This window comes from Bacillus sp. V3B, from assembly GCF_024494465.1.
Classification (GTDB): Bacteria; Bacillota; Bacilli; order Bacillales; family Cytobacillaceae; genus Bacillus_BD.
On record NZ_JAETXM010000010.1, the window covers coordinates 105,065 to 127,650 of the forward strand.

The 22,586-nt window shown below is 36.4% G+C and carries 23 protein-coding genes; 10 read left to right on the forward strand and 13 right to left on the reverse strand.

The features are described 5' to 3' along the window. Positions 1 to 8 precede the first annotated feature (8 nt). Entirely contained in the window at positions 9 to 1,022 is a 1,014-nt protein-coding gene (locus JMM81_RS12975) for a CobW family GTP-binding protein (RefSeq protein WP_256241998.1), read from the reverse strand. 290 nt (positions 1,023 to 1,312) lie between these two features. Here JMM81_RS12975 and JMM81_RS12980 point away from each other — a divergent pair, with 290 nt between their 5' ends. Next, on the forward strand, positions 1,313 to 2,392 hold the full coding sequence (locus JMM81_RS12980) for a metal ABC transporter solute-binding protein, Zn/Mn family (protein ID WP_256241999.1): 1,080 nt from the start codon (positions 1,313 to 1,315) through the stop codon (positions 2,390 to 2,392). Between the two features lie 48 nt (positions 2,393 to 2,440). Here the strand turns inward: JMM81_RS12980 and JMM81_RS12985 are convergent, their stop codons facing one another. After that, positions 2,441 to 2,854 (reverse strand): hypothetical protein, encoded by a 414-nt coding sequence (locus JMM81_RS12985; RefSeq protein ID WP_256242000.1) that lies wholly within the window; start codon positions 2,852 to 2,854, stop codon positions 2,441 to 2,443. A gap of 68 nt (positions 2,855 to 2,922) precedes the next feature. After that, positions 2,923 to 3,927, reverse strand: coding sequence for an amidohydrolase family protein (locus JMM81_RS12990; protein WP_256242001.1), 1,005 nt, complete (start codon positions 3,925 to 3,927; stop codon positions 2,923 to 2,925). Between the two features lie 389 nt (positions 3,928 to 4,316). Here JMM81_RS12990 and rpmG point away from each other — a divergent pair, with 389 nt between their 5' ends. Further along, the gene (gene rpmG, locus JMM81_RS12995) at positions 4,317 to 4,466 is read left to right on the forward strand and encodes a 50S ribosomal protein L33 (RefSeq protein WP_121613541.1); all 150 of its coding nucleotides are present in this window, start codon (positions 4,317 to 4,319) and stop codon (positions 4,464 to 4,466) included. A 178-nt stretch (positions 4,467 to 4,644) separates the two neighbouring features. Then, positions 4,645 to 5,538 (forward strand): GTP cyclohydrolase FolE2, encoded by an 894-nt coding sequence (gene folE2, locus JMM81_RS13000; RefSeq protein WP_256242002.1) that lies wholly within the window; start codon positions 4,645 to 4,647, stop codon positions 5,536 to 5,538. Between the two features lie 217 nt (positions 5,539 to 5,755). Here the strand turns inward: folE2 and JMM81_RS13005 are convergent, their stop codons facing one another. Together JMM81_RS13005 and dcd are read right to left on the reverse strand one after the other, a co-directional pair. Next, positions 5,756 to 6,271, reverse strand: coding sequence for a MogA/MoaB family molybdenum cofactor biosynthesis protein (locus JMM81_RS13005; protein WP_256242003.1), 516 nt, complete (start codon positions 6,269 to 6,271; stop codon positions 5,756 to 5,758). A gap of 71 nt (positions 6,272 to 6,342) precedes the next feature. Beyond that, entirely contained in the window at positions 6,343 to 6,915 is a 573-nt protein-coding gene (dcd, locus tag JMM81_RS13010; protein ID WP_256242004.1) for a dCTP deaminase, read from the reverse strand. A 362-nt stretch (positions 6,916 to 7,277) separates the two neighbouring features. On the opposite strand from dcd, the gene JMM81_RS13015 reads away from it, so the two are divergent. The 6 genes from JMM81_RS13015 to JMM81_RS13040 all read left to right on the forward strand — a co-directional run bounded on the left by JMM81_RS13015 (position 7,278) and on the right by JMM81_RS13040 (position 11,736). Then, on the forward strand, positions 7,278 to 8,222 hold the full coding sequence (locus JMM81_RS13015) for a CobW family GTP-binding protein (protein WP_305367800.1): 945 nt from the start codon (positions 7,278 to 7,280) through the stop codon (positions 8,220 to 8,222). Positions 8,223 to 8,339: 117 nt separating this feature from the next. After that, the gene (gene rpsN, locus JMM81_RS13020) at positions 8,340 to 8,609 is read left to right on the forward strand and encodes a 30S ribosomal protein S14 (protein ID WP_256242006.1); all 270 of its coding nucleotides are present in this window, start codon (positions 8,340 to 8,342) and stop codon (positions 8,607 to 8,609) included. A 124-nt stretch (positions 8,610 to 8,733) separates the two neighbouring features. Then, a complete protein-coding gene (locus JMM81_RS13025; RefSeq protein WP_256242007.1) occupies positions 8,734 to 9,126 on the forward strand; it encodes a (2Fe-2S) ferredoxin domain-containing protein in 393 nt (130 codons plus the stop codon). Between the two features lie 15 nt (positions 9,127 to 9,141). Then, positions 9,142 to 10,131, forward strand: a complete 990-nt coding sequence (locus tag JMM81_RS13030) for a CobW family GTP-binding protein (protein WP_256242008.1) — start codon at positions 9,142 to 9,144, stop codon at positions 10,129 to 10,131. A 118-nt stretch (positions 10,132 to 10,249) separates the two neighbouring features. Beyond that, on the forward strand, positions 10,250 to 10,684 hold the full coding sequence (gene sufU, locus JMM81_RS13035; RefSeq protein WP_256242009.1) for a Fe-S cluster assembly sulfur transfer protein SufU: 435 nt from the start codon (positions 10,250 to 10,252) through the stop codon (positions 10,682 to 10,684). Continuing rightward, complete coding sequence (locus tag JMM81_RS13040; protein WP_256242010.1) at positions 10,681 to 11,736, forward strand: metal ABC transporter substrate-binding protein; 1,056 nt, start codon at positions 10,681 to 10,683, stop codon at positions 11,734 to 11,736. The genes sufU and JMM81_RS13040 overlap by 4 nt, the downstream gene beginning before the upstream one ends. Positions 11,737 to 12,526: 790 nt before the next feature. On the opposite strand, the gene JMM81_RS13045 is transcribed toward JMM81_RS13040, so the two are convergent. The 6 genes from JMM81_RS13045 to JMM81_RS13070 are packed head-to-tail and all read right to left on the reverse strand — an operon-like array spanning position 12,527 to position 18,329. Then, positions 12,527 to 13,294 (reverse strand): SDR family oxidoreductase, encoded by a 768-nt coding sequence (locus JMM81_RS13045; protein WP_256242011.1) that lies wholly within the window; start codon positions 13,292 to 13,294, stop codon positions 12,527 to 12,529. Continuing rightward, positions 13,291 to 14,298: an ABC transporter substrate-binding protein gene (locus JMM81_RS13050; protein WP_256242012.1), complete on the reverse strand. Its 1,008-nt coding sequence runs from the start codon at positions 14,296 to 14,298 to the stop codon at positions 13,291 to 13,293. The genes JMM81_RS13045 and JMM81_RS13050 overlap by 4 nt, the downstream gene beginning before the upstream one ends. Then, on the reverse strand, positions 14,295 to 15,050 hold the full coding sequence (locus tag JMM81_RS13055; protein WP_256242013.1) for an ABC transporter permease: 756 nt from the start codon (positions 15,048 to 15,050) through the stop codon (positions 14,295 to 14,297). The genes JMM81_RS13050 and JMM81_RS13055 overlap by 4 nt, the downstream gene beginning before the upstream one ends. After that, the gene (locus JMM81_RS13060) at positions 15,047 to 15,793 is read right to left on the reverse strand and encodes an ABC transporter ATP-binding protein (protein ID WP_256242014.1); all 747 of its coding nucleotides are present in this window, start codon (positions 15,791 to 15,793) and stop codon (positions 15,047 to 15,049) included. Before JMM81_RS13060 ends, JMM81_RS13055 begins: the two co-directional genes overlap by 4 nt. A gap of 11 nt (positions 15,794 to 15,804) precedes the next feature. After that, the gene (locus JMM81_RS13065; protein WP_256242015.1) at positions 15,805 to 17,244 is read right to left on the reverse strand and encodes an acyl-CoA reductase; all 1,440 of its coding nucleotides are present in this window, start codon (positions 17,242 to 17,244) and stop codon (positions 15,805 to 15,807) included. Beyond that, positions 17,241 to 18,329 (reverse strand): LuxE/PaaK family acyltransferase, encoded by a 1,089-nt coding sequence (locus JMM81_RS13070; protein ID WP_256242016.1) that lies wholly within the window; start codon positions 18,327 to 18,329, stop codon positions 17,241 to 17,243. The genes JMM81_RS13065 and JMM81_RS13070 overlap by 4 nt, the downstream gene beginning before the upstream one ends. A 1,069-nt stretch (positions 18,330 to 19,398) precedes the next feature. Here JMM81_RS13070 and JMM81_RS13075 point away from each other — a divergent pair. After that, entirely contained in the window at positions 19,399 to 20,073 is a 675-nt protein-coding gene (locus tag JMM81_RS13075; protein WP_256242017.1) for a Crp/Fnr family transcriptional regulator, read from the forward strand. Between the two features lie 169 nt (positions 20,074 to 20,242). Here the strand turns inward: JMM81_RS13075 and JMM81_RS13080 are convergent, their stop codons facing one another. Both JMM81_RS13080 and JMM81_RS13085 read right to left on the reverse strand, forming a co-directional pair. Beyond that, a complete protein-coding gene (locus JMM81_RS13080) occupies positions 20,243 to 20,809 on the reverse strand; it encodes a DUF6944 family repetitive protein (protein WP_256242018.1) in 567 nt (188 codons plus the stop codon). Positions 20,810 to 21,072: 263 nt separating this feature from the next. Beyond that, positions 21,073 to 22,209, reverse strand: a complete 1,137-nt coding sequence (locus JMM81_RS13085) for a zinc-dependent alcohol dehydrogenase (protein WP_256242019.1) — start codon at positions 22,207 to 22,209, stop codon at positions 21,073 to 21,075. Between the last annotated feature and the right edge of the window lie 377 nt (positions 22,210 to 22,586).

The window sequence follows — 22,586 nt, forward strand, 5'->3', positions numbered from 1 at the left end:
TAATCCACTTAAAAGATTTTAGTTTTGAATGTGCGATTGAAGCTATGAAGAATTTCTTCTGTATTCAATTTATCGCCAATTAAGATGATGGTGGGCTGGCTGTAAGGAGTTTCTCTAATTCTATCTAAAATCATATTGCCTGATGAAAACTGAAAATTAAATAAACCTATACTTCCCTCTAATTTAACGATACCTTTTCCTCTTAAGACGGCTTTAGGTAAGCTTTTCAGCCATGTTTCTAATTTTCTTTTATTCATTTCAGGTAACTTATCTATCCTAAAAGCATTGATGGTAGAATGATGATCATGATGCTTATGTTCATCCATGCGATTGTCATCGTTGTGTACATGGCTACATTTTAATATGTTTTCTTTTTGACTTTGAGATGTATGAACATAATACCTTTTTAAAAAAAGCTCTTTTATTGAAATTTCTCCAAACTTTGTTTTATAAATGGGTACAGAAGACTTAACATTCTCTTTTATCTTATGTTCGATTTTTATTAAGGACTTCTCTTTTACAAGATCCAATTTATTTAATAAAACGATTGTGGCACTTGAGATTTGCTCTCTCAATAATTTACGCACCTCAGTTGTACTTGAAAAAATACTTTGAAATTCTAAAAAATGGCTTGCATCCACAAGACTAATCATAGAATATAATTCAAAATAATTTAGAAATTCAGGACTTATTAGGGCCTCTTCTATCTCTACTGGGTTCGCAACTCCTGTCCCCTCAATAAATAATACATCTATGTTATTCTTTTTAATTTCTACAATAAAATGGTTTAATGTCTCTTTTAAATCATCTTGAATCGTACAACATATACATCCGTTTAATAATTCTTTTACATGTTGGTTTTCAAACAAGTAACTTTCTACATTTACTTCCCCTAATTCATTTAAAATAATACCAGGCCTTTTATTATTCCTTTCACACTCTTTAATCATATTTAAAAGAACAGTAGTTTTCCCACTTCCCAAAAATCCACTAATGACATACACTGGTATTTTTTTTATCAAAAACATTCCCCTTTTCTGATTCTAAACTTAAACTTCATGACCACCTATCATTCTCTTTTTTTCAATTAAAAATTTAAAACCTCCACAAACCGTAATGATTACTATTTATAGTTTATTACTAATCACAATAATTATGACCATTTATTTTATTGAAGATCTAAATTTTTTGTGGTTTATGTAAACCGTTTATGTTTTCATTTTATAAATCGTAATAATTTCAGTTTACAAATCGTAAACATTACGATAATATAAAGAACAGAAAATATTTAAAAGGGAGAGGTCAACTCAATATGAAATTAAAATACCTATCATGGGGATTTATTTTAGTTCTTTCTATCTTTCTAGCAGGCTGTAACACTCAATCTACACCTAATGAAAATGTAACGGAGACACAACAAGAAGAAGCCGAGCAATTAAAAGTTTACACAACTCTTTATCCTTTAGAAGATTTTATAAAAAAAATTGGTGGCGCGTATGTAGATGTTGAAAGCATCATGCCTTCTGGAGTTGATGCACATACTTTTGAACCAACGACGAAGCAAATGACTACTATTGCAGAAGCTGATGCATTTATTTATAACGGCTTAGGATTGGAACCTTTTGCTGAAAAAATGGCTAAAGCTCTTGAGAATGAAAAAGTGAAGATGGTAGAAGCTACACACGATATTGAAACCATTGTTCATGGAGAAGAACATGGACAAGAAGACGAACAGCATTCTGATGATGCGCACGCTGATGAAGAAGAACATTCTGATGATGCACATGCTCACGAAGAAGAAGAACATTCTGATGACGCACATGCCCGCGAAGAAGAACATTCTGATGATGCGCACGGACATGACCATGGAGACTTTGATCCTCATGTATGGCTAGATCCTTATCGTTCTATCATGCTTGCTGAAAATATCAAAAATACTCTTGTTGAGTTAAAACCTAATGCAAAAGAAGAATTTGAAAAAAATTACGAATCATTAAAAGCCGAGCTTCAAAAGCTAGATGAAGAATTTCATCAATTAGTAGACTCTAAAGAAAACCCGGAGATGATTGTCTCTCATGCGGCTTATGGTTATTGGGAAGAAAGTTATGGTATACATCAAATTGCTATAGCCGGTCTCGCACCTACGGATGAACCATCTCAAAAAGACCTTAAGAAAATCATCGATATTGCCAATGAAAAACAAATTAAATATATCCTCTTTGAACAAAATGTAACGCCAAAAGTGGCTGAGATTATTCGAAAAGAGATTAATGCTGAACCCCTTTACTTACACAACTTAGAAGCATTAACAGAAGAAGATAGACAAAATGGAGAAGATTATTTTAGTTTAATGAGAAAAAACCTTGAAACATTGGATAAAGCTTTAAAATAATAAAGAAAGAAGTGTTCCAATAGGGGCACTTCTTTCTTTATCATACTTTCATCCATTTATATAATCCTTCAGATATACATAATCACCTGCTAGAATGATCGCTATGGCTAAAATATAGTGATCATGACCTTTAATGATTTTCTTGTTGACTGAAATTACTTTTTCTAGTTGTTTAATAGGTATGTGTTTCGTTTGAAATAAGATCTTTTTTAAATCTTCACTCTCTACTAACGCCTTAGCAACCTTTATGATATATTTCTTTTCCACCATATCCTTTGGACACTGTTCAACCAACATCTCAAAAGATAATCTGAATTGTTTTAAAACCTTTTGATAATAAAGGATTTCTTTTCTTAACTTTTCTTGTCTCAGCTGATTTTGCAGATCAAAATTACCTGTTGGTTGTTCAACCCGCATACCTTCTAATGTCTCTTTCTCTTTTTTAAACAAAAGATTAAACACTAGTTACACCTCGTTATCTTACCCTGAAAAATAATAAACTAGCAAGATTGATCTATATATGACGATCATTAAAAGATTTCAAGAAACCTCAACGCATTGCCGCCCATGATGGCCTCTTTTTGTTCCTGAGTTAAACTATCGGTTTCCAAAACAGATTTCCCCGGAGGAGTTTCTTGAATGGCGAAAGGATAGTCAGTTCCCATTAGCAGACGCTCGTGACCGAATAAACGGGTCAGGTATTCCACATTGATCGGATCGTAAACGAGTACATCGTAATAGAAATACTTTGCATAATGACTAGGAGGATAAGGTGTTTTTCTGGAATCAGGGAAACAATGCCAACCCTGCTCGAGCCGGGGAAGAATAAAAGGAAATGCTCCTCCTCCATGGGCTAAGCAGACTTTCAACTTCGGAAACCTTTCGAACATCCCGCTCATGACGAAATTGGCTGCTGCCAGGGCCAATTCCATTGGCATCGCTACAGTATAGGTAAGCCCCGATTTAGCTGTCCGCTCTTTTCCGACCATGTCGTAAGGGTGGAAAAAGAGAGGCACGTTCCAAAGCTCAGCCATTTCAAAGAAAGGTGCAAAAGAAGGATCCTCCAATCCTAAACCGTTCACATTTGTCCCTATTTCAATCCCCTTAAGTCCAAGTGTATGAATACAGTAATCCATTTCCTGGATTGCAACTTCTATATTTTGGAGCGGAACCGTCCCTAATCCAATAAAACGATCCGGATGCTTCTTTACCACATCTCCTATATACTCATTTTGCAAACGTGCTATTGCCGCTGCTCCCTTGGCTGAAGCCCAATAGCAAAGGCCAAGGGGGATCGGTGATAAAACCTGCATATCAATTCCGTCGACATTCATTCTTTCTATTTTTTTAGTCGGATCCCATGTTTCACTGCTGATTTTTCTAAAAATCTTCCCCTGTACCATAATATGAGAGGTGTGTTCGTCCACTCTGACGATAGTTGGCCAGCGTTCACCACCATATTGTTTCCCTAAATCAGGCAGCTCTTCTGGTAGGATGTGCGTGTGAAAATCGATTTTTTTTACTGTTTGATCCATAGTTATTTACTCCCTTTCCTTTAATGATACTCTTCCCTTTAAGTATAGATTTCCAAAAGTTTAACTTAAATCTAGTAGAACTAACATTCGTTGAATAATAAAAATATTATGTAATCGTAACCATTACGTTTTATAGTATAGATCACTAGGATTCCATTGTAAATAATTATTTCGTAATCATTGCGATTTTTTTCCACTGTAAAGAAATGTACCATCTAGAACGTATGCTTTGTATTTTTGGCAACATATTCGCATTTCAATGTCTATCCCTTTTCATGTAAAAGATTTCTTTACACCTTAAAATTTTCAGTTGACAATACCATTATTAACAGTTAGTATATAAATCTGAAATAGTAATCATTACGATTTAAATATAGGGAGTGAAAGAAATGCGAGTGAACATTACACTAGCTTGTACTGAAACTGGTGACCGAAACTATATCACAACAAAAAATAAACGAAACAATCCGGACCGTATAGAATTAATGAAATATTCACCACGGTTAAAAAGAAAGACCCTTCATCGGGAAACAAAATAAGCATGGTTAAGCACCCATGAATCACATGGGTGCTTTTTTAAAAGCGTTTATTTGATTACGTCCTAGACACTTACAGTTACTGCACTTCTTATATATTCTAACTACGTTGTTTTCTAGACTAAATGCGAGAATAGAAGATTGAATAGCTTCTAATAAAAAATATAGACAGGGTGAAATAATGAAGATTCAACTACCATCTAAAGCTGAGAGACATTCCCTTTTCGGCTCCGTTACTCCAGGTGAAAAAACAAAGCCTACACAAAAACATAAGATGTGTGATTTACAAAATAAGAAGAACGATTTTCTCTTTCCTATCAATAAAGTGGGGATAAGCAATGTGAAAATACCTGTTCAAGTGAACAGCATCTTGCAGCCATCTCTGCAAACCACTGTTGCTACTTTTACTTTAACTGCTAGCCTTCCCTTCAATCAAAAGGGAACTAATATGAGCCGTTTTACAGAACAGTTTGAAATGTACCGACAACAAGGGTTTACACTAGACTTCCCTTCACTACACGACTTTGTAAAGGAGCTTTCGGAAAGACTGGTACAAACCGATATCAATCTTGAAGTGGAATTTCCCTGGTTCTATGAACGCCAAGGACCATCTTCCGGTTCGGCTGGATTAAATCATGCAAAAGCCAAGATAGAGATTTTATACAATGAGGAAACAGGCTTTTCCAATGAAGTAACCTTAGAATGTGTGGTTACGACTTTATGTCCATGTTCAAAAGAAATTAGCGAATATAGTGCTCATAACCAACGGGGCTATGTGACAATCAAAGCTCACCTTTCCAATGACTATGATGAGCAGGATGATTGGAAAAAAGCTTTGCTCGATGCCGCCGAATCAAATGCAAGTGCCCGTATTCATCCTGTATTAAAAAGACCGGATGAAAAGACCGTTACAGAAGAAGCATACGAAAATCCTCGTTTTGTAGAAGATATGGTACGTTTAGTGGCCGCAGACCTTTATGAAATAGAATGGATCACATCGTTTACAGTAGAGTGCAGGAATGAGGAATCGATTCATTTACATGACGCCATTGCTTCTATTACATATACTAAATAAGCTGAATCTACTTGAATCAGCTTATTTTCAGCTTATTTCATTGCGGGCCCCATTATTCTTCCTTTACAACACATACGTTTTAATGAAAGGGTCTGTTAAACGATGTTGAAATCGTTTTAGTGCAATAAACAATAAGAGCCTGCAATAAATTTTGTAGGCTCTTTCTTCAGACATAGACACTTATATGAAAATAATTAATAAAATTGGATAATGTTTTTTATATTAAGTCTTTACGTATCTCCCTTACTACATGGGATATCTCGAGAATAACGATCTTTTCCATCGCTAATTTGACCGCCCCTCTCGATCCTGGCATCGAAAAAATGGCTGTATCATTGGAAACACCGGCAACCGCCCTGCTTAAAATGGCGGCAGATCCAATATCTTCTAAGTAGCTTAGCATACGGAAAATCTCACCAAACCCTATTAGCTCCTTTTCTATTAAACGTTGAACAACCTCAATGGTAACATCGCGTTTGGCGATTCCTGTACCACCATTTAGTAGAATGACATTAATATTCTTATCTGCACAACCATCAAGTATAGAAGATCGAATATCAATTTGATCATCTTTAACAATCTCATAACTAATAATGGTATGTCCGTTCCCTTCTAAATATTCAATCATTAGTCTTCCGCTTTTATCTGTTTCTTTTATTCTTGTATCACTGACTGTAATAACTTTACAATTCACCTTTTTAGGTGCTTCTTTCTTATGTAGACTAACACTCATTATTTGCCCCTCTTTCCTCATATAAACGATTAAATATTACTTCAAATTCTTAGAGAAGAAGTAGACCTTGGTTAATCAAATTCCTTAAACTTCTTTCTCTTTAAAGTTGATTTTTCACACTCCTCATCGAGATAGATTCGACTCTCGGTTGCTCTTTCTTGGTCGTTATATTTCCCCATATACGCAGCCCCTTTTTGATCTAAAAGAGCTAGGACCAACTGACAAACACGTCTCCCAGCTTTTAACTCAACTGGTACGCGATTTGCATTATAAAGTTCTAAAGTGATTTGTCCCTCAAATCCTGGATCCACCCATCCAGCATTTTGAATAAACAAGCCCAGCCTTCCAATGGAACTTCTTCCTTCCACAAAGGCTGTCATATCATTCGGTAAATGAATGTATTCCATCGTTGTACCTAGTACAAATCCTTGAGGTGGAATGATCATCGTTTCTTGGCATACTTCCTTATAACGAGCTGGTTTTTCTAGTGAAATAAAAGGAGTAGAACACTCATCAATGATCATGAAATGATTCCCTATCCGTAAATCAATAGATGCTGGTTGAACTTGGGATAATGTGCATGGTTCAATCATAAGCTCTTGCTCTTTCATTTTCTTTAAGATTGTTTTACTGGAAAGAATCATAAATGGTCCTCCTGAATCATTATTCTTCTTTTCTTTTTTCTATTAGTCTACAATTTTACATGTTTTATAAATCGTAATAATTACGATTTATGACTAACCAAAGATAACTTACCACCTTTTTTAAAAAAGAACAAGTATATTTTTTAATATCTAGAAATATAAACCTAACGATACACGATGAATATCCTATGTACAGATAGTTTATATCCCTTAAATTTAATGTTTTGGATTACCAAAACTTGCAGAAAATTTTTATTCCATTTATAATTATAAATCGTAATAATTACTTTTTATGAAATGTATGCAAATTTTTCACACCCTTTTATAAAACCGCTTTACGTTATTTTTAAATGATTGAAAGGATGATAACCGTGACAAACGTAGAAATAAATATTTTATCAGGATTTCTAGGCTCAGGAAAAACAACTATTCTTAAAAGAATTCTAGAAACAGAACAAAGAGAGAGAAAAAAAGTAGCAGTAGTGATGAATGAGATGGGGCAAGTCTCTATCGATTCAAATTCAGTTCCTAAAGATACTCCTTTAAAGGAACTACTAAACGGATGTGTGTGTTGCACACTGTCTGACAAACTCGAAGTCCAGCTGTCTGAACTTTTACATCAGTATGATTTAGATGTCATCTATATTGAAACTACAGGAGTTGCCCATCCGGTTGAAGTGTTAGATGCTTGTTTGTGTCCTCTTTTAGCTGAAAAAGTGAGAATTCACTCTATTATCACTCTTGTAGATGCTGTCTGCTGGATGGATCGTAAAAAACTGAAGATTCCCTTGCAAAGGCTAATCATTGAACAAGTTAAACATGCAGATATGATCGTATTAAATAAAGTTGATTGTATATCCAAGGAAGATCAAACGACGATCGAAGAGGAATTACGCGGGATCAATCCAAAAGGGATGATCATCCCGGCACAATTCGCCAATATCGATCTTAGAACTGTTACTAGCTTGGAAAGAAGAGAAAGAGTCGAACATGAGAAAGCGCACGCGATCCAACATCTCCATATGAAAACTTATGTTCATACCTTCTTATCCCCTATTAGTGAGAAGCTATTTGAAGACTTTTTAAGAATAATGCCCGATAATATCTATCGCATTAAAGGATATATCCGTTTTATAGGAAATCCAGATACACTTCTTTTTCAATATGCTTATGGCATGCCCGTTTATACAAATTCAGGATTAAAGATGAATAATACACTCATTTTTATCGGTGATGATTTAGACCATAACAAACTACAGAAAACACTTTGTGACTTAGAAAAAAATAGCATATCAGCAGCCCATTAACATGATCTAACCTCTTCTTTTGTTTGCATTTGACTTTGAAAAGAGATAAAATAACAAAATAAATCGTAATGATTACGTTTTGTTGAGTCATAAGCTTTTAAAGAAAGGAGAAGGAATATGGCAAAAAAATCAAAGGTAGCGAAAGAAAAACAACGCCAAGAAATGGTTGAAAAATATGCAGAGCTGAGAAAGGAATTAAAAGCAAAAGGTGACTATGAAGCACTGCAGAAGTTACCAAGAGATTCATCCCCTACCCGTTTGCATAATCGTTGTCAGGTTACAGGAAGACCTAGAGGGTATTTAAGAAAATTTAAAATGTCTAGAATTGCATTTCGAGAGCTAGCACATAAAGGACAGATTCCAGGAGTCAAAAAATCAAGTTGGTAAACATTCCTGCCTTTGGAACTTACCCTTGCTGAATAAGATTACTTCATACCTGTTTAAAAATTTTAATAACGAATCATTATATATTACAAATCGTAATGATTACGTTTTCAAGGAGGGAAAATAAGTGGCTACTTGGGATTTAAGTAACACAAAACACCATGTTCTCATTTGTAATGGTAGTAGCTGTAATCAGGTTGGAGCAGAGAAACTCACTCAAGCGATTCGGAAGGAGATCTCAGACCGAGAGCTAGACGATATCATTCACACAACACGCACACGATGTAATGGAAGATGCCATGATAAGTGCGTTGTCATTCATTATCCGAAAGGAACATGGTATAAGGATTTAAAACCTGAGGATTCTCCCCTCTTTGTTGATGCGCTTCTTGCCAATGAAGATTATACAGAGAAAGTAAGCCATTCATTTCATGACCAAGGTTTCGAACGCTCATCTGGAGTCAGTACCGGGGTTTCTAAAGAAAAGGAAAAAGTAAAAAAAGCATCAAAAATATTATAAATGGAGATGAAAACAATGACTTTAACGAAAGCAAACAAAATTCCTGTCACCATTCTTACTGGATATTTAGGTGCAGGTAAAACAACGCTTTTAAATCGTATATTAACAGAAAAGCATCATCAAAAGATTGCCGTCATTGTCAATGAGTTTGGAGAAGTTGGGATAGATAATCAGCTCGTCGTTGATGCTGACGAGGAAATCTTGGAAATGAACAATGGCTGCATCTGTTGTACAGTTCGTGGAGATTTAATTCGTATTCTGCGAACGCTTGTGTTTTCAATGGAGCAAGGTAAAGTAAAATTTGATCGAGTTTTGATCGAAACAACCGGTCTAGCTGATCCAGCCCCCGTTGCCCAGACCTTTTTTATGGATGAGTTACTGTCCGAAAAATTTGAAGTAGACAGTATTATCACCGTAGTAGACAGTAAGCATGTCACTAGGCATCTGGATGGTCATGATGAGGCTCAAGAGCAAATTGCTTTTGCTGATGTAATCATTATCAATAAAACGGATTTAGTATCTGATGAAGATTTGAATAGGTTGGGGCGAAGAATTACCAATATAAATCCTGCAGCTAAGAGATTGCATGCTCAAAATTGCAATATAAATTTAAAAGATATTTTAGGAATTAATACCTTTGATGTGAACCGCAAGCTTGAAATTGACCCTCATTTCCTAGAAGATCATCACCACCATCATCATGATGATAAGGTGTCCTCAATTGCTTTTCGTGAAGAGAGAACACTTGACTTAGAAAAGGTAGATCTTTGGATGGATTACCTTGTTCGGGAAAAAGGGGAAGATTTATTACGTTATAAAGGAATTCTTCATATAAAAGGAATGGAGCAACGAATAGTTTTCCAGGGACTTCATATGTTGTTTTCTGGACATCCGGACCGGAAGTGGAAAGAAAACGAAACAAGACTAAGCGAGCTTGTTTTTATTGGGAAGGATTTAAATAAAGAGGAGTTAGAGCAGCAATTTAAAAATTGTATAGCGAACTAACTTTTTCGCAAATAATCATTTAGTTTTCAACGGACAAGAGAAAGAAACTAATTAGAGATAAATACTTATCGTGAAAAGTTGATCTATACTTTCACAATGAAAGGGGAACTTCATTACCATGCTGGATAACCTGTACCGACAAGTTATCATGGATCATTATAGAAAAAAGAGAAATTTTGAAGAATTAAAAGGAGAAAATATACGGAAAGTACATTATAAAAACCCTACTTGCGGCGATGTCATGACTTTATTTTTAGACTATGAACAAGACCGAGTTAAGAAAGCAGCCTTCCTTGGTGAAGGCTGTAGCATCAGTATGGCATCTGCATCTATGATGACAGAACTTATTGAAAACAGGTCGTTAAAAGAGATTGCGTCCCTAAGAAAAGCATTTGAGGATTTAATTCGTCGTGGAAAGGTAACAGTTGGGATAGACTTAGGTGATAGTTTATCCTTACAAGGAGTCCATCAGTTAAAAGCAAGACATAATTGTGCATTAATGACTTGGCAAGCATTAGATAAAATTTTAAAAGGAGTGGTCAAATCAATATGAATTTTAAGCACGTAGTATTCGGATTTATTTTAGTTCTTTTTACTTTTCTAACAGGTTGTAACACTCAACAACAAAAGGTTTCTACATCTAATGAAAATGGTACTGAAACAACACAACAAGAAGAAGGTAAGCAATTAAAAGTTTACACTACTCTTTATCCTCTAGAAGATTTCACAAAAAAAATTGGTGGAGAATATGTAGATGTTGAAAGTATAATACCCCCTGGATCTGGTGCACATACTTATGAACCAACGTCGAAACAAATGACTACTATAGCAGAAGCCGATGCATTTATTTATAACGGCTTAGGAATGGAACCTTTTGCTGAAAAAATGGCTAAAGCTCTAGATAGTGAAAAAGTTAGAATGCTAGAAGCTACACATGGTATTGAGACAATCGTTCATGAAGGTGAAGAACATGGACATGAAGAAGAACAACATAAAGATGAAGAACACGCTCATGAAGAAGACCCTCATAAGGGTGAAGAAGAGGAACATTCTGAAAGTGATCCGGACAGACATGACCATGGGGACTTTGACCCTCATGTATGGCTAGACCCTTATCGTGCTATCCTTCTTACTGAGAACATTAAAAATACTCTTGTTGAGTTGAAACCTGATGCAAAAGAAGAGTTTGAAAAGAATTACGAATCATTGAAAACCGAGATTGAAAAGCTAGATAAAGAATTTCATCAATTAGTAGACTCTAAGGAAGATCCTGAAATGATTGTCTCACATGCTGCCTATGGTTATTGGGAAGAAAGTTATGGTATACATCAAATTGCTGTAGCTGGTCTCGCCCCTTCTGATGAACCCTCTCAAAAAGCCCTTAAGAAAATCATTGATATGGCACATGAAAAACAAATTAAATACATCATCTTTGAACAAAATGTAACGCCAAAAGTGGCTGAGGTCATTCGGAAAGAAATTAATGCTGAACCTCTTCACTTACACAACTTATCCGTTTTAACAAAAGAAGATAGACAAAGTGGCGAAGATTATTTTAGTTTAATGCGAAAAAACCTTGAAACATTAGATAAAGCATTAAAATAATAAATAAGGAAGTGTTCCCATAAGGACACTTCCTTATTTATTATTTTTTTTCGCTGAAAAATTACTACATCTTTTCTTAGTCATTTATCAAGTCTTTTCCTATTTCTCTTACCACATGGTTTATATCTGGAATAATAATCTTTTCCATGGCCAATTCGACCAAACCTCTGGATGGACGTGACATAGAAAAAATCACCGTATCAGCTTTTTTCAGTCAGATATCAAGATTAGACTAGTTCTATTCCCCTACCTACTTTTAACTTATTTTTTATCTTAAGAACTTAATAAGTTTGTCACAGTTTTTAATTGGTTTGTAATGGTCCATTAATGTTGATTTAGTATCATTGAATTTGTACTTTCAAAAACCAACTTTAGGAGTAATTAATTATGAAATTAAAAGCTATTCTTTGTTTTTTCCGTAGATATCATAAATTTAGCTATTATACTGACGAATGTATTAGATGTGGTAAGAAAAGAGGACCATCTTAATAATCTTTGTTACCGATAATGTTTGAACCACGGCACTACAAACAAGTATATTTTCATCCTATTCTCCTTGTTTGTAGTCATTACAGTTTCCACTTGTTCTGTATTCATCTAATATTGCCTTGGTAGCATATTCAAATATACAAAGCCAGCTATCATAATATTTGCAAGAAGAACAACTTCTTTCCAAAATGAATTTCCCTTTTGATCCGTGGTTTAATTTTGATAATCCTCGAAATACATATTAATTTTCTTCTTTGTGTCATCTGGACAATAATAACCTTCTAATTAAACAGATTTGAACCTACATCACAAATCCACCGTCAACATACAACGTCTGTCCTGTCATAAACTGACTCCAATCTGAAGCCAGGAACATTACGGGTCCCGATATATCTTCTGGAGTCGCAATTCTTTTTAATGGAGTTTGAGCAATAATCATTTCTTTTAGTTCTTCTTTTGTCGTTCTACTAGCGTCCGTTGGATAGACAAGTCCAGGTGCCACACAATTGACCCTTATTCCAAATGATCCTAGTTCTACAGCTAGATTACGACTATAGCCCATCAATGCTGTTTTGGCCGTATTGTATTCATGATATGGAACGATCGGTCTTTGTACTAAGTTACTAATCACATTAATAATACTGCCATGACTTTGTTTTTTCATCACCGGAAGCACGGCTTGACACATATAATGTGTCGAGCGCACGGCACCATCGATTTGCTCTTGGTAATCTGCCCACTTTAGCTCCCATGCCAATTTGCGCTGTTCTGGATTAAATGTAAAAGGTTTAAATGCATTATTAACGACAATGTCTATTTTCCCTGTCTCTAATCCTATTTTTTCTACCAATTGATTTACGGAAGATTCTGAGGTAACATCTCCTTGGATTGCCCAACCATCGCCTCCTAGCTCTATACACTCTGATGCCACTTTTTCAGCCCTCACGTCATTTTGCAAATAATTGATAATGACAAAAGCACCTTCTTTGGCAAAAGCACGGGCAATCGCCGCCCCGATTCCACGGCTTGCGCCAGTAACGAGGACGACTTTCCCTTGAAATTTCTTCATTTCGCTTCCTCCATAAATTCCTTGGATATAACCTTTTCCATATCGAGTTTGTTCTTCACCAAACCTAATTGTTGATACACATCTGCACCCTTTTGTAAAACGACTGGATCAAGTGCCCCTAATCCCCGCTCATCTGTTTCAGGAGAAACACTGGAAGCATTACGTAGTTTGATAATCTCGAGATTTTGTTCCTCATCTTTCCCATCAATCGCATACTCTTTCGCAAGCATCGCCGCTTCCTCCGGGTTTTCGATCATCCACTCTGCACTATTTCGGTAAGCTTCTACAAATCTTTGAAGCTCGTCCTTTTTTTCTTCATATGTTTGTTCCGTGACAACAAATACATCACTCGGCACATTCAAATAATCTTTTACTTCCATGACGTTTACATCGCCTAACCCTTTTTGCGTACCAAGGAACAGCCCTGTATCAGTGGCAGCTGTTGCGTCCACTTGTTCTTGCATTAACGGTGCAAAATTTAATAAACCTGTTTCAACAATTTTTACATCACTTTCAGAAATCCCTGCCTGGTTTAAAAGGACTAATAAATTTTGCCGAGTTCCACTTGATAAGCTATAGACGCCAATTGTTTTCCCTTTTAAATCTTCTGGTTTCGTCATGTCTTTCTCTTTCAGCGACACAACGTTAAACACATTTTGCGGATAAATATTATAGATCACTTTTAACTTTTCCCCTTGATCTAATGCAAAATAAAGCGACCCTGGATCAGTAAAAGCAATATCCGCTTGTCCAGAAAGAATATTTTTGATCGCATCCCCTCCCCCGGCACCAGGGATAACCGTTAAATCTAACCCATTATCTTTAAAAAAACCTTTTTTCTCATCGACTAATAAATTAGTGGCCTCTGTAATGGGCTGACTCCAGTTGGCTACCGTTATTTTGTCCAATTCCTCTTTTTTAGGAGCAGGACTTGTCTCTTCTTTCACTCCACACCCTGTGACGATGAACAGTAAAACCGTGATTACGATCATTTTCAGCTTCATTTTTTAATCTCCTTTTTATATGGCTTAGACCATTTTTTCTCAAACAAAGTGATAAGCTGGTAGAGAATCATTCCCATAGCTGTTAACAAAATTAACGTAGCAAACATAAGTGGTGTATCCATCATTCCTTGGGAAGCGATGATAAGTGCTCCCAATCCCTCGCTACCCCCGATAAACTCGCCAACGACTGCACCCACAACCGCTAATACAACAGATACCCGTAGCCCGGCTAATATTCCTGGCATACCAGCAGGGATTTTTAAATGGATTAACGTTTGAAGACGTGTAGCCCCGAGCATTCGAAATAGTTCTTTCTTCTGTTTGTCACTAGACTGAATGGCGGTAACCGTACTCTCAAGTAATGGAAAAAAACAAACTAAAGCAGTAATCACCACTTTAGATGTCATTCCAAAACCAAACCAAAGAATGAATAAGGGAGCTAACGCGAGCTTTGGAACGGCTTGACTGGCAATAATATAAGGAAACAAAAGTTTCCGCAAAAACTCCGATTCCCCCATAAGAATACCGATGATAAATCCTGATAAACCACCTATAAACAGTCCGAGCAACACCTCTTGGGTTGTCCTAATAATATGTGGTGTAAAATAACCGCTCGTCATTCCCTCCACAAGAGTGAACCAAATCACAGAAGGGGCTGGTAGCACCAGCTCTGACATCGTCCCTGCCACAGTTTCCCAAATAGCAAGCAAGAGAACAAACAGTAGGATCGAAAAGAAGGACATCTTTTTCATGATCGTTCCCCGCCCATCACTTGACGTAGCCTTAAACAAAGCTCATTAAAATAGGAATCATATCTCATTTCCATTTTGCGTGGCCTTTCAAGCTCGACGGTTGATTGATACACAATCTCGCCCTGTTCCATCACGGCTACCACATCTGATAAATAAACAGCTTCCGAAATATCATGCGTAATAAAAAGAACCGTCGTATTGTGTATACTACATATTCGTAAAAGGTCATCTTGTAGCTCTTCTCTTGTGATCGCATCAAGAGCTGCAAATGGTTCATCCAAAAACAACAAGGTCGGTTTTTGCATAAGAGCCCTCGCAATCGCGACACGACTCTGTTGCCCGCCAGATAATTGGGAAGGAAATCTCTGATCATAAGACGCTAATCCAACAAGCTCCAATAGTTCCAATGCCATTTTCCGATCTTCCCCTGTTATTTTTCGTTTCAACTTAATTGGAAGTAAAACATTATCAAGGACTGTTTTCCATTCCAATAAGGTTGGAGATTGAAATACAAATCCACATTCGGGAGAAGGCTTCACTACTTCACTTCCTTGCAAACGAATACTTCCTTTATCAGAATGAAGCAAACCTGCCGCAAGCTTTAATAGCGTCGTTTTGCCACAGCCACTTCTTCCTAGTAAACAATGAAACTCCCCCTTGTTTATTTTCCAATTTACCCGATCGATTACATGTTTTTTCCCTTGATAACTATAAGTTACATCTTCAATTGTCAAAAAACTCATGACAACACCTCCTAATCGACATAAGGAGCAAATCTTTCACTATCCAATTCAGCCGAGGATTCTATGTCTACCATATTAATTAAATCCAATATATTAAAGCGCCCATCATGATGCCAACCAGCCTCTGGAGAGGTCATATTTCCCAATGCTGTCACACGCGTCACTCCAATACTCCCTAAAACTTCTGCCCATTGAAAAAGTTCTTTTGGGGTTGAGGCAATCCCGACCGTTTGCAAAAAAGAGCGATAAGGCTTAATAGAAGGAAGAATATCTTCAATTTTTTCAAAGGATATAACTCGAATCACCCGGTTCAACGGGCTTGGTATAAAGTTTGTGTCACCTTCCTCAAAAACAACAGACCAATCGTTTGTTACATTCCCTAGTACCTCTTTGTCACGATGCGAAAAGAGGCTCATTTCTTCTTTTTGCCGCCATGAAGCTAAAGACGTGGACTCTTCCATCGAGAGGGTTCGGCGCGGATACCTTTTTTTAAAATTGTCCAACTCAGTCGCTAAATACCGTGCAAACTCTCGTGGAGAAACACGTCCTCCATTTTGAACATAAAAGAGATGAGGAGAATAACAGCCTTGTTGGTCATAACGAATAACATCAAGAACAGCTTGATGGGCCGTTCTCCATGTTTTTTGCGGGTCAAGAGTCTTATTTGAAACAATCCCAAAGCTAACTTTATGACCGAATGATAGAAAACGAGTTGTCATCGGAATCCGACTTTGAAGCGACTGCAACGACTGATTCCCACCATATCCTACCACTAAGTCAGATTGTTCAAATAAAGATTTCTCTCGCTCTTCATCTCCACCTTTCCACCATACAACCGCGAAGCAATTCGCGAGTCTTGGCTCTACTTCCACTAAAAGATGTGCAAACCAACCTGCAAAAAGTGGCTCGGCACTCGATACTTTTCCAATATTACCTGCCTTTACTAACAAACCGGAAATGAAACTCCATAAAGGCAATGCCGGAACATTTCCTGCCCAAACATGAGTAATGAGCTCTGGTCCTACCGCTTTTGAGAATCCACCTTTTACACGTGGCTGGAAGTCATCAAGCAATAAAGGATTGCCTAAATCCTCAACGAGAAAGCGTTGCAGTTCATGCTTACGAAACGATTTTAAGTAAGAAGTAAGACCAAGTCGGATCATTTCTTCATCATAACCTGTCACAATAGGTAACAACTTTTCCGCTTTTTGGCGATACGTTGAACTTCGATCAAGTAATCGATCGATTGCTTGATCGATTATGTTGACAATCTCCGATACGGTGAGCGACTTTACGATTTCAGCACTTTCTCTTTTAACCGTTTCGATCACCTTATTCATCTGTTCCTTCGTAAGGAGAGGGATCTCCACTTCTAAGTCCTGAAATCGTAAAATCTTCCGTTCAAATTCCTCTTCGCCAATATGAGGAAGATAACCGGCCACTTCCCTCATTTCGCAGACCCCTTCGCTAAACCGATAAACTCCTCAACGGCCATTGAGCATCCTCTTGCTTCTGCTCCTTGAACTCTTCCCAATAAAAGGAAACCACGATCCATTTCAACTCCTAGATCTTCTGTAAGGATCGTCGTCACTGAATTAAAGTTCGCTAAATCACAATGCACAAGAATCCCGCGCTCACCCTTTGCCACCTCTTCACCTGTTAACGGATTGATGACTCTCGTCTTGATCCAGTTTGGTCCTGACTTAACAGATGGTACGACTTCATTTCCATCGTCATAAAATTGCGTGCTTAACTCCGTTACTCCATACATGTTAATACAATCACTTCTGTCCACACCTAAAAAAGTCGACAATAATTGATAGAAATCATTTAATTCTAATTCTTTTGATTGATTTTTATAGCCACCCGTATCTAGAATTCTACTTCCGTTCGGTAATGAGAAAGTCTTCCCTAATCTCTCTAATTCTTCGAAAAGATGCACAAAGCTATAGCTTGCTCCCACTAAAGCATAGGGTTCGCCTGTTTCTTCAGCACGCTTGAATTCACTAAGCAAGCGATCCATGTCCAAACCATTCTCATTTAACAAATAGCTACTCTCTTCTGTTCCAAATGTCCGCATCCCAAGAGCTAAATAATGGGCTAGTGATGAATTCGGCATTTCTTTTTCTGTCGGAAAAAGAACACCCATACGAATTTTTTCTGTTTCTTTTATAAATCTTTGTTTAAAGTTTACAATCATGGATTGGTCATAGATTTGGAGGGTTGGATGATAATGCTTCCCCCTAATCCCTTTTGTCGTACCACTGGTCATAAAAACAGCTTCTGCTACTTCTGGATCTGTACAGCTTAACGCCACCTCTTTAAAAGCATTAATCGGCACAAAAGGAATATCCCTCCATGTCTTCACAATCCTCGGAGTTTTTCCTTTTTGCCGGCAAAAGGCTTGATAAGGAAGGTTATTCTGATATTGATAAGAAAAGATCCGCAACGCCAGTTCATTATAATCGTCTTCGGAAGGAAGATTATTTTCAATAAAATAAGAAAGATCTTTTATGATGTCTTGTTGTTGATTCATTTGATTCAAATCCTTTCTGAATATAATAAAAAGCACTTTGCGTAAGCAAAGTGCTTGAATATCCTTTTGTCACCTTTCCTACGCTGGCATGATCCAACAGGTTCTAACGGTCTACGACAGTTTAGTCGTACTCTCAGCCTGATTCCTCAGACTCCCGATACATATTATATTATTATACCAAAGTCTACCCTTTCTTTTAAAAGAATGCAATCCTATTTTCCAAGTTCCTCTAAGGTTTAATGGTTCCATTTACTTTTTTATGATCATTTCCTCCGTTTGCATATCACATTCATTATTTGTTTAATTGTTTAAATTTTAATGTATAACCCTTCAATAACTGCTCATACTACAATCAGGGACTTGTAGCTCAATGCTTAGAGCAACCAACAGTTACAACGGAAACTGTTGCGTATCTTGTGGGTTGGACTCCCACCAAGTCCCATACATAATTAGGAACCAAATAGAACATTTTAATTAAAATCTTAGAATGAATCTTGCTATGTTTTAGATAAACACGAGTAAAATTAAGTATGTAAGTTCAATATATGGATCGAGATAATTATTTATTGTGTGTATTTAGCATATAATGTAATCTGTTTATGAGTAGTGAAATGCTATCACTTAAGCTCAATTACTTCATTAGTCGATTTTATTTTGTCCAGCATCTTCTTGTAATGCTTCTGGCTTATAAACAATCCTTTTTTAGATGCCCCTCCATGAAAGTCTGCTATCTTTCCTACATATCATTAGACTTTGCTACCATTTAATTTAACACATCTTACCAAGCGCCAGACACCTTCTAGTTTTTGTTATTTTATTAAAGGAACTTACAAAATTCCTTTTAAAAATAAAAAAATAAGGACTGCCTTAAAAGTCAATTTTTATCAACTTTTAGGGCAGTCCCTTGTAGATAAGTTATTAATAGTAAAATGGATAGTTTCTATCATTATACACAATGAGTGTTTCAGTTTAAAATAGAAAAAGTTGTTAATAGACTTTCTTTTATAGTAACATTTTCCTTACTAAAAGATTGTTACTTACGTTACAATCTTATGGGAGGGTAATTAAAATGGATAATTCAAAAATACTTCAATCTATGACCATTGTAAAAGGATCTAATCTGTATAGCGCGATTGAAAAAGTAGGGACGATACAATTTTATCGAAAAAATGAAATGATCTATTTTCAAGATGATCTTGCCAATCAATTTTATTTAATTAAATCAGGACGAGTACGGCTTTTTCTCACCTCACAAGAAGGGAATGAAATCACATTAAAACTATTGGGTCCCCATAATATCTTTGGAGATGCATCCCATTTCAGCCACACTCCTCGTTTAACATCAGCCTGCACGATCACTGATGTTGAACTGATTTCGGTTGATTTAGATCTCATGTTAACGTACTTAACTCAGAGTCCAAACTTGATGGTAGAGTTATTTACATTAATGGCACAGACCATTCGTCTTCTCTCTATTCAAGTATATAGTATGGCCTTTTTATCATCAGATAAAAAAGTAGCACATATATTAGTCCAGCTAGGAACCTATTTTAAAGAAAAGGAATCAGATACGTTTTATTCAATTGATTATACTCATCAAGCAATATCAGATTTAGTTGGGATTGCGAGAGTCACTACTACTAAAATATTAAAGTTATTTGAAAAGAAAGGATGGGTTTCCCTAGGCTATCAAAATGTAACTGTGCTTAATGAGACCGCTCTGAAACAACATTTGCTATCTTAACAAAGTACTATACTTCTGTTTGAGTGAGTTTATTTTGAGTAGAATGATTGTGATATAGAAAAAAGGTATAATCCCCCTCAAATGATAAGGGGGATTATACCTTTTTTGCCTTAAATGACTTTTTGTGCCTTCGTACAATACGACTTCTCTATTTATATTCATCCTACATCTATTCTTTTGTTTGCCCAATCAGTGAAATTACGGAACCTACAGCTTGTATCCAACTTCCATTCACTTCTAATGATAGACTATTTCTTTGTCCCTTAGGACTTTTAATATTCTGGGCACTTTTTTCTAATTCATATATACCGGCAATAGCTTGCAATGAATTTCCGATCGACTGCAATAAGTTTCCTATAATGTTATAAGATTGACTCGGTGAAGAAGGACCTTGTAATTCTTCGCCTAAAGCTGTAACTCCTCCTAAAGCCTGTAGCCAATTTCCTGTTATGATGAATTTCTGACCCGTTTCTTCATTAAATTCAATCATTATCCCTGCAACTACGCTACTATTTCCAATTGCTTGAATTTGATTTCCAACCTTTTCAAGCGATTCCCCTGCTTCTCCATCAGCTGAAAGAGCGTTTCCAGTTCCCTGTAAAACATTTCCCCACAAGTTTAGATCATTTTGTAATTCTTTTTTTATTCTATTTGATGGTGTACTTCCAATAGCAGAAATGATCGTTCCTACCGCCTGAATCCAAGCATCGTATGGTTTTTTCGTTTGATTATCCATTATTATCTGCCTATCACAAAGTGTATTTGTATAAAGTATATTCAAGTGGGTGTTTAGATGTTAGTGAAAATATTCATCTCTAACAGGCAAAGTTAGGTTGCTCTCTAATGAGTATGAGGTCTTAATGATAAACCTTGTTATCTTTTAAATAGATTCGAAAGAAATAAAGAGTAAAGAAGAACAATATATAGGTATAGCTCATTTATTTTTATATTGTGTATTTAGCATATAATGTAATTTGTATGAAAGTGATGAAATAACATTCACCCGGGTTTTAACACCACTTTAATACAATCATCTTCCTTATTATTAAAGATATCATAGCCATGGGCTGCATCTTCTAGCGCTAGCTTGTGCGTAATAATAGCAGTTGGATCTATTTCCCCTCTCACAATTTTTTCATAAATCGTTGGCATATAACTACGAGCATGTGCTTGACCCATCTTAAGTGTAATATTTCTTGAAAAAAAGGCGCCTAGTGGAAACATATTATAAAGACCACCATAGACACCTGTAATTTGAACCGTGCCGCACTTTCGGACTGCTTTGGTTGCGATTTGGATCGGACCTAATGTTCCTCCTTGTAATTTTAACTTTTGTTCCACATACTCAAGAGGTGACTTTTTTCCGTCCATCCCTACGCAATCAATCACAACGTCAGCCCCGCCTTTTGTTAATTCTTTCAATGTCTCTCCCATATCATCGTACTGTGTGAAATCAAAAATTTCTGTGCGATTCATTTTTTTTGCATGATTTAATCGGTAGTCAAAATAATCGACTGAAATGACGCGTTCCGCTCCTTTTTGCCAGGCGAACTGTTGGGCCATTAAACCAATCGGGCCACATCCCAATACTATGACAGTATCCCCTGCTTCCACACCTGCATTTTCAACACTCCAATAGGCAGTAGGCAATACATCAGATAGAAACAACAATTGCTCGTCCTCTAGTTCACAATCTTGAGGAATCAAGAATGGTGTGTAGTTGCCAAATGGTACGCGGAGGTATTCAGCTTGCCCACCAGGATAATTCCCGAACTTTTCAGAATATCCAAGATAACCTCCTGAATCATAATGGGGATTAGCGTTGTCACATTGACTTTCAAGATGATTTGAGCAATACGGACAGGTCCCACAAGCAACTGTAAAAGGAACAACCACACGATCACCTTTTTTCACCTTTGTTACTTCTGACCCTACTTCTTCAACAATCCCCATCGGTTCATGACCAATCACATAGCCAATAGGAAGAGGAAAGTTTCCTTGATAAAGATGCAAATCTGAACCACAGATTGCAGTAGAAGATATTTTCACAATCACATCTTGTGAATTTTGAATCCGTGGATCCTCTACCTCTTTTACACTTACCGAATGTTTCCCTTGATAGGTGACAGCTTTCATAATAACAGTTCCTCCTAGATGAACTTCCGTGATTTCCTTCTTTTACTTATAATGAGTCATTAAAACAGAAAGTATTCTAACCTCCTGCTTAACTTCCTACAATCCCAGAAATATTTAAAAGGATCAATACCTTGTCATCTTTACGGTAGAAAATTAATGGTTGGAGAAGTCGTCCTTAGAATGAATATTCCCCATCTTTGTCCAACATCAACAATAACAGTGGAAAACAAATGGTCAAATTAGTTATTTAATAGACTCCTAGAGAAATAAACGGGGAATTTATCTGTATATTATGGAGGGATTTTTATCATGTGTTTTTAGCACATAGTGTTATATTTTATTAATGTGATGCGCACAAAAAACGCTTGGTTTTATTG